This is a genomic window from Sphingopyxis granuli NBRC 100800, assembly GCF_001591045.1.
GTDB classification, from domain to species: Bacteria; Pseudomonadota; Alphaproteobacteria; order Sphingomonadales; family Sphingomonadaceae; genus Sphingopyxis; species Sphingopyxis granuli.
The window spans coordinates 1-9819 of the sequence record NZ_BCUA01000110.1 but is presented as its reverse complement, the minus strand read 5'-3'; the positions used below and the strand labels follow the sequence as shown (position 1 = coordinate 9819).

Annotated in this window: 9 protein-coding genes and 1 tRNA gene; 6 read left to right on the top strand and 4 right to left on the bottom strand. The window is 67.7% G+C overall.

The genetic code is table 11. From position 1 onward, the window contains the following. Nucleotides 1-445: 445 nt before the first annotated feature. A complete protein-coding gene (locus SGR02S_RS17590; RefSeq protein WP_067113028.1) occupies nucleotides 446-1504 on the top strand; it encodes an aspartyl/asparaginyl beta-hydroxylase domain-containing protein in 1059 nt (352 codons plus the stop codon). Nucleotides 1505-1518: 14 nt separating this feature from the next. On the opposite strand, the gene SGR02S_RS17585 is transcribed toward SGR02S_RS17590, so the two are convergent. Continuing rightward, nucleotides 1519-1594 (bottom strand) — tRNA-Ala (locus SGR02S_RS17585). A gap of 91 nt (nucleotides 1595-1685) precedes the next feature. Between SGR02S_RS17585 and SGR02S_RS17580 the strand changes: the two genes are divergently transcribed. Further along, on the top strand, nucleotides 1686-2702 hold the full coding sequence (locus SGR02S_RS17580) for an NADP-dependent oxidoreductase (protein ID WP_082797218.1): 1017 nt from the start codon (nucleotides 1686-1688) through the stop codon (nucleotides 2700-2702). A 225-nt stretch (nucleotides 2703-2927) separates the two neighbouring features. Here the strand turns inward: SGR02S_RS17580 and SGR02S_RS17575 are convergent, their stop codons facing one another. Both SGR02S_RS17575 and SGR02S_RS17570 read right to left on the bottom strand, forming a co-directional pair. After that, a complete protein-coding gene (locus SGR02S_RS17575) occupies nucleotides 2928-4313 on the bottom strand; it encodes a DEAD/DEAH box helicase (protein WP_067113020.1) in 1386 nt (461 codons plus the stop codon). Between the two features lie 128 nt (nucleotides 4314-4441). Next, the gene (locus SGR02S_RS17570) at nucleotides 4442-4978 is read right to left on the bottom strand and encodes a hypothetical protein (RefSeq protein WP_156483122.1); all 537 of its coding nucleotides are present in this window, start codon (nucleotides 4976-4978) and stop codon (nucleotides 4442-4444) included. 198 nt (nucleotides 4979-5176) lie between these two features. Between SGR02S_RS17570 and SGR02S_RS17565 the strand changes: the two genes are divergently transcribed. From SGR02S_RS17565 to SGR02S_RS17555, 3 genes are all read left to right on the top strand, one after another. Beyond that, nucleotides 5177-6598 (top strand): FAD-binding oxidoreductase, encoded by a 1422-nt coding sequence (locus SGR02S_RS17565; RefSeq protein WP_067113022.1) that lies wholly within the window; start codon nucleotides 5177-5179, stop codon nucleotides 6596-6598. Between the two features lie 112 nt (nucleotides 6599-6710). After that, complete coding sequence (locus SGR02S_RS17560) at nucleotides 6711-7493, top strand: SapC family protein (RefSeq protein ID WP_067113017.1); 783 nt, start codon at nucleotides 6711-6713, stop codon at nucleotides 7491-7493. A gap of 13 nt (nucleotides 7494-7506) precedes the next feature. Then, nucleotides 7507-8061 (top strand): cytochrome b, encoded by a 555-nt coding sequence (locus SGR02S_RS17555; protein WP_067113015.1) that lies wholly within the window; start codon nucleotides 7507-7509, stop codon nucleotides 8059-8061. 20 nt (nucleotides 8062-8081) lie between these two features. Here SGR02S_RS17555 and SGR02S_RS17550 read toward each other — a convergent pair whose 3' ends face one another. Then, nucleotides 8082-8291: a DUF1674 domain-containing protein gene (locus SGR02S_RS17550; RefSeq protein ID WP_067113012.1), complete on the bottom strand. Its 210-nt coding sequence runs from the start codon at nucleotides 8289-8291 to the stop codon at nucleotides 8082-8084. A 40-nt stretch (nucleotides 8292-8331) separates the two neighbouring features. On the opposite strand from SGR02S_RS17550, the gene SGR02S_RS17545 reads away from it, so the two are divergent. Then, entirely contained in the window at nucleotides 8332-9648 is a 1317-nt protein-coding gene (locus tag SGR02S_RS17545) for an RsmB/NOP family class I SAM-dependent RNA methyltransferase (protein WP_067113011.1), read from the top strand. Nucleotides 9649-9819 lie beyond the last annotated feature (171 nt).

Below are 9819 nucleotides of genomic sequence, written 5' to 3'. Positions count from 1 at the left end.
CCATGGTCTGCCCTCACCTGAAAGGCGGCGCAAAAGGAGAGGTCCGGCCATGGATGCTGAAACGAGTTCAGCATGACGAACGGATGAGACAGCGCGCAGAACGCCAGATCCCTACAGACCATAGAGCATGATGATATTGGATCGACACTTCGTCATTGCGAGCGAAGCGAAGCAATCCAGAGCGGTTTACATGAGCGCGCGGCTTCGCCGCTCGCAATGACGATTCCAGTCGATGTCATCACACGCTGAGGAGAGCGCCGGCAGCCGACGACATGTGGGCGAACGGACAATGGAAAGAGCCGGAGAATCGGGCTGGCACGGCCGGATGATGTAGGAAAGCCCTGATGCCGGCCGAACGACCGGCATTCTCCGAAGCGACGCGCGGCCGCCGTCATCGCTCCACCAGCCTTGTTGCAAACACGCCATGCCGCGCTATGCCGGGGTCATGACGCAGGGTGGGGACTGGATGGGACAGGCGCGCGCGGCGTTTCAGCGCGGCGACGATGCCGGCGAGATGGCGGCGCTCGAAGGCGCGATCCGCGCCGACCGGGGCAATATCCTGGCTTTGCTCGCCATGGCGGAGGCCAAGCGGCGGCGCGACGACTCACGTGCCGCATGCAGTTTCTACCGGCTGGCGCTGAGCACGGCGGCGATCATGCCCAACGTGCCGTCCTCGCTGCACGCCGGCCTGATCCGCGGTCAGGAATTCATCGCCGAGAGCGAAAAGGTGCTCGCGGCACATCTGGCGACCGAGTTGCGCGATGCGGGGATTTCGGCCGCCAGCGCGCCGCCGCGGGTAGCCGAAGCGCTGCGCCTGCTGACGGGCGAGCATGCGCTCTACCTCCAGCAACCAGCGATGTTCTATTTTCCCGGCCTGGCGCAGCGGGCCTTCTTCGATCGCGAGGAATTCGACTGGGTGCCTGCGATCGAGGCCGAAACGGCGGCGATTCGCGGCGAGCTGGAAGCGCTCATCGCCGATGCCGGCGACCGCTTCGCGCCCTATGTGACCGCGCATCCCGACCGACCGCCGCCGAACAATCCGCTGCTCGACAAACCCGACTGGGGCGCGGCCTGGCTGTGGCAGAGCGGCCGGATCGTCGACGGCATGGACCTGCTGTGCCCGCGGACGCTGGCGGCGCTCGAAGCGGCGCCGCAACCGGTCATTCCGGAACGCGCGCCGATCGCCCTCTTCTCCCGCCTCACCCCCGGCACGCATATCCAGCCGCATCACGGGCTGCTCAACACACGGCTGATCTGCCACCTGCCGCTGATCGTGCCGGAAGATTGCGCGATTCGGGTCGGCGCCGAAACGCGCGCATGGCGCGAAGGCGAACTGCTGATCTTCGACGACAGTTTCGAGCATGAGGCGTGGAATCGCGGCACGAGCGACCGCACGGTGCTGCTGTTCGAGGTCTGGCGGCCCGATATCGATGCCGACGAGCGCGAACAGCTCGCGCGAATCTTCACGGCGATCGCCGCCTATGACGAATCCGACCACGGATAAGGGAAAAGGGTCGCTGGTGGAGCCGAGGGGAATCGAACCCCTGACCTCTGCAGTGCGATTGCAGCGCTCTCCCATCTGAGCTACGGCCCCGCGACCGGGCGGCTCTTAACGAGCCTGCTTGACACTGGCAACGGCTTTTCTGACGATCTTTCGCGAAACGCGAAAATTGGGGAGATATCGAATGGCCAAGGCATGGCATCTGACCCGCCGCCCCTCCGCTTTGCCGACGATGGAGCATTTCGCACTGCGCAACCTGCCCGACGATCCCTTGCAGGAGAATCAGCTGCGCGTCCGCAACCTGTGGCTGTCGGTCGACCCTTATATGCGCGGGCGGATGAACGACGCGAAAAGCTATACCGCGAGCTTCCAGATCGACCAGCCGATGACCGGCGGCGCGATCGGCGAGGTCGTCGAAAGCCGGATGGAGGGCTTCGCGCCCGGCGACCTGATCCTGCACATGGGCGGCTGGCGCGACGGCGGCGTCATCGGCCTCGACATGGCGCCGTTCAAGCTGCCTGCCGAGGCGCTAGCGGCGGGGATGGCGCCGCAGACCTTCCTGCACAACATGGGCCTGACCGGCGGCACCGCGTGGATCGGCCTGCTGCGCGTCGCGGCGGCGAAGGCCGGCGATACCGTTTTCGTGTCCGCCGCGGCGGGCGCGGTGGGATCGGCGGTGGTGCAGATCGCCAAGGCGCGCGAAATGACGGTGATCGGCGCCGCGGGCGGCGCGGAAAAATGCGCCTGGGTCCGCGAACTCGGCGCCGATGCCGCCGTCGATTACAAGGCCGGGCCGGTGCTGGACGGGCTGGCGGGGGCGCTCGAATCGCTCGGCAAGCCGGGGATCGACGTCTATTTCGACAATGTCGGCGGCGACCATCTCGACGCCGCTTTCGCGACCGCCAACGATTTCGCCCGCTTCGCCATCTGCGGGATGATCGACGTCTATAACGACGGGCATCCGCAGGAGATGAAATATCTGATCCGCGCCATCCCCGCGCGCATCCGCATGGAAGGCTTCATCTACACCGACCAGTTCTTCGATTGCATGGAAGAATTCTATGCCGACATGGGCAACCTGATCGCGAGCGGTGCGGTGACGATGCGCGAGACCGTGCGCGACGGCATCGAGTCGGCACCCGAAGCCTTCCTCGGCCTCTTCGCCGGCGCCAATATCGGAAAGATGCTCGTCCGCCTCTGATGACGTTTCCGGCAAGGTGGGATGATGGCTGGGATTGCTTCGTCGCCTGCGGTTCCCCGCAAATGACGGAAGTGGGTCAATCCAGCGCCATCATGTCCGGATGAACCGTGCCGCATCCCCGCGCAGGCGGGGGCCCAGAGCGTGCCGGCGCCGACCTTGACTTTCCCGCTCTGGGCTCCCGCCTGCGCGGGAGCACACGGCTTTGCAAGCCAAGACGATCAGGCGTCAGGTGCCGAAGCCGACCGAGAGGAAGTCCGGCATCGGGCCGTTCCAGCCGTCGTCGGGACCATCGTCGTCGCGACGAGTCGCCGCGGGAGCGGGCTTTCGACCTGCGTCCTTCTTTGCGGCATGGCCGTCGCCGTTTCTGGGTTGCGCCTCGCCGCGCTTTGCCCGGGGTTTGCGCTCCTCTTCGCGGTGCCCTTCTTCACGGCGCCCCTCTTCACGTCTTTTGCCGTCGCGCGCGGGCTGCGTTTCTTCCTTGCGCTCGCCGGCGCTTTCGGGGCGTCCGAGGATCGCGATCTTCGAGCCGGTCAGCTTCTGGATATTGTCGATCGCCTCGTCGTCCGACGGCGTCACCAGCGTGAAGGCACGGCCTTTCGCCCCGGCGCGGCCGGTGCGGCCGATGCGATGGACATAATCGTCGGGATGCCAGGGCGCGTCGAAGTTGAAGACGTGGCTGACGCCCTTGACGTCGAGCCCGCGCGCCGCGACGTCCGACGCGACGAGGATGTTGATGTCGCCGTTCTTGAAACGGTCGAGTTCGGCGATGCGGCTCGACTGATCCATGTCGCCGTGAATCTCGCCCGCGCGATAGCGGTGCCGCTTCAGCGACTTGGCGAGCTCGCGCACCGTCGTCTTGCGGTTGCAGAAGATGATCGCGGTGGCGACGCCCTCTTCCTCGATCAGGTCGCGCAGCGTATCGCGCTTGGCGCGTTCGCTGGTCTTGACGAGGAACTGGGCGATGTTCACGTTGGTGCTCGCGGGCCGCGCCACCTCGATCGTCTTGGGATTCGACAGGAATTTGTCGGCAAGCTTCTTGATCGGCGGCGGCATCGTCGCGGAGAAGAGCAGGGTCTGGCGATTCGTCGGCAGCTTGGTGCAGATATTCTCGATGTCGGGGATGAAGCCCATGTCGAGCATCCGGTCCGCCTCGTCGATAACGAGCATGTTGCAGCCGGTGAGCAGGATCTTGCCGCGCTCGAACAGGTCCATCAGGCGGCCCGGCGTCGCGATCAGCACGTCGACGCCCCTTTCGAGCGCCTTGATCTGATCGCCCATCTGCACGCCGCCGATCAGCAGCGCCATCGAAAGCTTGTGATACCGGCCGTAATTCTCGAAATTCTCGGCCACCTGCGCGGCAAGCTCGCGCGTCGGTTCGAGGATCAGCGAGCGCGGCATCAGCGCGCGGGCACGGCCCTGCGCGAGGATGTCGATCATCGGCAGCACGAAAGAGGCGGTCTTGCCGGTCCCCGTCTGGGCGATGCCGATCATGTCGCGCATCATCAGGACCGACGGGATCGCTCCCGCCTGAATCGGTGTCGGTTCGTCATAGCCCGCTTCGGTGACAGCGCGCAAAAGTTCATCGGAGAGGCCGAGGTCGGCAAATTTCATAAAGGTCAACTGTCCGGATAGGTTCGAGCGCGGCGCCCACGCCCGCCGTCGCTGCCGCGGCCATTGGGCAAAAGGTCGGGAAAAGTCAAGGAATGCCGTTAAAAAGCCATGCGGCGGGACGGGCGCGATCAATCCTCCTCGCGCGGGACGGGCACGAGCAGCCGGAATTTGTCGATCTCGCACTTGGCGCCGGTCCGGGCGTGGATCTGGTCGCGATCCTCGCACAGCTTTCCGTCCTTGTTCCCCTGCATGTAGAAGCCGGCATAGAAATCGAGCGCCCGGCAGCCGCGGTTGAGCTGCGCGCGCAAGAGTTGGTTCTGGCGTGTGATCAGGTCGATGCTGTCACGCTGGACCGCCTGCATCCCCATGATGTTCCGCATCGGAATGCATTTCGGCGCCTTCTTTTCCTTCCACACGATCGTCGTCGGGCGGGGCGATCGCTGCGGCATCGGGCCCGCGGCGAAATTGTTGATCGGGCTGCGGCGAGCGGGCACGCGGATGATCAGTTCCTGCTCGATGACCACCTGCCAATAGGGCGCGGCGGGCGGTTCGGCGGGCGGCGGCACCATCAACATCAGCGGCTCGGGCGGCGCGGCCGTGGGAGCGTTGGCGGCATTGGCCGCCGGCGCCGCGGCGGCCATCAGCAGGGCAGCGGACGTCAGCACGGCCTTGCGACCGCTCCTGCCCCGTGCTGACCCAGAATAATTCTCACCAGTGCCTCCCGTACGCCCAAGCTGGACGACGCCCCGCCGATCGTTCATTGCACCTTTAACCGCCATGATTGAACATCAAATGAATTGCTGTCGAGCCCCGAGGCGGAATCGTGCGCGGGCGGGTGCGGCAGCAAGCCGGACCGGGACCCGATGACACGCCCACCCTCTCCCTCGCTCCTTGCCGATCTCGCCGCGCTGCTGGGCCCCAAGGGCTTCATGACCGATCCCGAGGTTCTCGCGCCGTGGCTGACCGACTGGCGCGGCAAATATCACGGCGCCGCGGCGGCGATGCTGTCGCCCGCCACGACCGAAGAGGTGGCGGCGGCGGTGCGGCTGTGCGGCGAGGCCGGTGCCGCGATCGTGCCGCAAGGCGGCAACAGCGGCATGGTCGGCGGCGCAACTCCCGACGCGACCGGCACGCAGCTGCTGCTCAGCACCCGGCGGCTCGACCGCATCCGCGCCATCGACGCGGCGGCACGGCTGGCGGTCGTCGAGGCCGGCGTGGTGCTCGAGAATTTCCACAATGCCGTGCTCGCCCACGGGCTGCGCTTTCCGCTGACCCTCGGCGGCAAGGGGTCGGCGACGATCGGAGGACTCGTCTCGACCAACGCCGGCGGCACGCAGGTGCTGCGCCACGGCACGATGCGCGCGCTGGTCGCGGGAATCGAGGCGGTGCTGCCCGACGGCAGCATCTTCGACGGCCTGGCGCCGCTGAAGAAGGACAACCGCGGTTACGACCTGCGCCACCTGCTGTGCGGCGCCGAGGGCACGCTGGGAATCGTGACGGCGGCCTGCCTGCGCCTCGTTCCCGTCGCGGCCGCGCGCGCCACCGCGTGGATCGGGCTCGAATCGCCCGACCAGGCACTCGTCCTGCTGCGGCGGCTCGACGCGGCGCTGGGCGACGCCCTCGAAGGGTTCGAGATCGTCCCGCACACGTGCCTCGACGCGGTGCTGCGCCATATTCCGCAGACGCGCGCGCCACTCGCCGCGCCCTGCCCCTGGTATGCGCTGATCGAACTCGCGGGCGACGATGCCGAAGCGCTCGACGCGGCGCTGCTCGCCGAACTGGCGCCGGCATTGGACGAAGGGCTCGTCCGCGATGTCGCGATCGCCAAGAACGAGCGCGAGAGCGAGGATTTCTGGCGCCTGCGCGATTCGATCTCGGAGGCGGAGCGCGCCGAGGGGCCCGCGCTCCAGCACGACATCAGCGTGCCGGTCGACCTGATGCCGACCTTCATCGCCGACAATCCGGCGCGCCTGTCCGCCGCCTTTCCCGGCGCGCGCGCGCTGTCGTTCGGCCATCTCGGCGACGGCAACGTCCATCACCATGTCCAGCCGCCGGCGGGCTGCGACGGCAGGGCCTGGATCGCCGAACATGGCGAGGCGGCCAGCCGGCTGGTCTATCGCCATGTCGTCGAACTGGGCGGCTCGATCTCTGCCGAACACGGCATCGGACAGGCGAAGCGCGCTATCCTGGCCGAGCTCGACAGTCCGGCGCGGCTCGCCGCGCTGCGCGGGGTCAAGGCGGGACTCGATCCGCTCGCCATCCTCAATCCGGGCAAGCTCGTCTGACGCATAAACCGCGCGTCGGCGGCAATCGGCCTCTTGCGCGGCGCGGCGCGGCCCAATAAGGCGCGAAAACCGCTTTCTTCCGCCACGCGGAAACCTGTTTCGGAGAATCATGATGGCCACGGCGCCGACCGCTTCCAATCTGCCCCTCTTCTACAAGGATCTGGTGCCGCTTTCGAGCGTCGACCACGCCGATTTCCATGCGCGCCCGCTCGACAGCGCCGATTTCCTGATCAACCAGCACGCCGTGCCGCTGACCTCCGACGAGTTCGTTTCCGCGTCGCGCCACTATCCGATCGTCTTCTCGGCCGGCGACAATCCGGTTCCGCTCGCGCTGATGGGCCTCAACGAGGGCATCAACACCTTCGTCAGCGAAGAGGGCAAGCTGATCAATCCGGTCTATGTCCCGGCCTATATCCGCCGTTATCCCTTCATGCTCGCCCGCCTGCGCCCCGACACCGACGAGCTTTCGCTCTGCTTCGATCCGACCTCGGGCGCGATCGGCAAGTTCGACGAGGGCGATGTGCTGTTCGTCGACGGCAAGCCGTCGGACGCGGTCAACAATATCCTCGAATTCTGCAAGAATTTCGAGGAAGCGGGCCAGCGCACCGGCCAGTTCGTCGAGGAACTGCAGAAGGCGGACCTGCTGATGGACGGCGAAGTCAGCATCCAGGCCGACGGCTATGAACAGCCCTTCGTCTATCGCGGCTTCAAGATGGTCGACGAAACGAAGCTGCGCGAACTGCGCGGCGATGTGCTGCGCAAGATGATGCAGAACGGCATCCTCGCGCTGATCTTCGCGCATCTCTTCTCGCTGCAGCTGATGCGCGAGATCTTTGCGGAACAGGTGAAGGCCGGCAAGATGCCGGCGGTGACGGTCGCCCCGACGACCGCCTGAGGGAGAACGAGCCATGGCCACCGACGCGACGGCGGGAACCACCGCGAGCCCGCGTTACACGAAGGTGGCCATCTGGCTTCATTGGCTGATCGGCGCCGCGGTCATCGTCAACATCGGCCTTGCGATGCTGACCGAGGGCCTGCCGCGCGAAACCCACCGCGAAGCGATGGCGATCCACAAGGCGCTGGGCGTCACGGTGCTGGCGCTGACCCTGATCCGGATCGCGTGGCGGCTCGGACACCGGCCGCCGCCGCTTCCGGCAAGCGTTCCGGCATGGCAGCGCCCGCTCAGCCGGATCGTCCATTTCCTTTTCTATGCGCTACTGATCCTGTTGCCGCTGTCGGGCTGGGTCTGGATGTCGGCGGCGGATCGGCCGATCGATTTCTTCGGCCTGTTCACCCTTCCCCCGATCGCCGCGCCGGGCAAGGCGCTCGCCGACACGATGCACGAACGGCACGAGATGCTGGGCCTGACGATGCTGGCGCTGGTGATCGTCCATGTCCTGGCGGCGCTCAAGCACCAGTTCGTCGACCGGTCGGGGGTCAACGCGCGGATGAATCCCTTTTGACAGGCACCGCTCCCCCCGCGTCAGAAGTCGATCGCCAGTCCCTTATATTCCCAGTCGCCATAGCGCACCGGGTCGCGGCCGCCCGGCTGGCTTTCCGCCGGGGCGGGTGCGGCGGCTGCAGGGGCCGGAACCGGCGTGGCGGTCCAGCCTGCCGGCGCCTTGACATGGGGCGGCCGCCGGGTCGCGCGCGGCGTCCCGCCGATGATGTCCTGTTTCGCTCTATCGGTCATGCCGATCCCATAGGCCGCCTTGGCGCCGCCGCCAAGCGCGATGGCACGGAAGGAGCGCGCCGTGGCTGATGCCCGCAAGCGCAGGCGGGGCCGTGCCGATGCGGGCGATCCGCCGGGCACCGCGCCGCGCCGCGCGGCCCTGCGGCTGCTCGACGCCGTGCTGCGACGCGGCGAGCCGCTCGATCTTGCCGCCCATGCCGCGACACAGGGCCTGACGCCGCCCGACCGCGCCTTTGCGATCGCGATCGTGTCGGAAGCGCTGCGCTGGCTGACCGCCATCGACGCGCTGATCGACGGAGCCACCGAACAGCCGCTGCCTGAGGACGTTAAGGCGCGCGCGGTGCTGCGGATCGCGCTGGCCCAGTTGCTCGTGCTGCGCAGCCCCGCCCATGCGGTGGTGGCGACGGCGCTGCCGCTCGTCGCGGGCGGGCCCCGGCGGCTGGTCCACGCCCTGTTGTCGCGCGCGCAGAAAGAGGCATGGGAACTGCCCGACCATGCCGCCCTGCCCGCCGCTACCGCCGCGCGCTGGGCCGAGCAATGGGGGTCGGACATGGTCGAGGCCGCCGCCGCCGCGTGGAGCGCGCCGCCGCCCGTCGACCTGAGCTTCGCCGCCGAGCCGCCCGAACCGCTGCCCGAGGCGTTGGCGCTGGCGCCGCTGCATCGCCGCCTGCCGCGCGGCGGCGCGATCGAGGAGATCGCCGGCTATCGCGAAGGCGGTTGGTGGGTGCAGGATCTGGCGGCGTCGATCCCGGCACGGCTGCTCGGCCGCGGCGAAGGGCGAAGCGTGCTCGACCTGTGTGCCGCGCCGGGCGGCAAGACGATGCAGTTCGCCGCCGCCGGGTGGCAGGTCGTGGCGGTCGATGCCAGCGCGAAGCGGCTCGAACGGCTGCGGGCCAATCTCGCGCGGACGAATTTGCAGGCCGAGGTGGTGCAGGGCGACATCCGGCGCTGGCAACCCGACGAGCCCGCCGATGCTGTGCTGCTCGACGCCCCCTGCTCGGCAACCGGCATCTTCCGGCGCCACCCCGACGTGCTCCACCGCGTCGAGGCGGCGCAGATCGCCGAAATGGCGGCGCTGCAGGCCGACCTGCTCGACCGCGCCGCGGCGTGGGTCAAGCCCGGCGGGCGGCTCGTCTATGCCACCTGCTCGCTCGAACGCGCCGAGGGCGAAGAGCGGATCGCCGCTTTTCTGGACGAGCATCCGGGATGGGTCGTCCTGCCCGCGACGGCCGATGAACTGCCGGCGGGCGTCGAACCCGACGCGTCGGGCTTCGTCCGCACATTGCCGACGATGCTCGCCGACCGCGGCGGGCTCGACGGCTTCTTCGTCGCGCGGCTGGAGGCGCCATCCTGCTGACGGCAGGGTTCAGCGTGCAGCTTATGCCCTGAAAGCCGGGTGCTCGCGCGAAGGCGGGAGCCCAGTGCGTATCGGCGCTGCCTCTTTTGTCACACTCTGGGTCCCCGCCTTCGCGGGGACACCGGTTTCCATCACAAGCCCCGCAGGCTTAGAGCATCGAGCATTAAATCT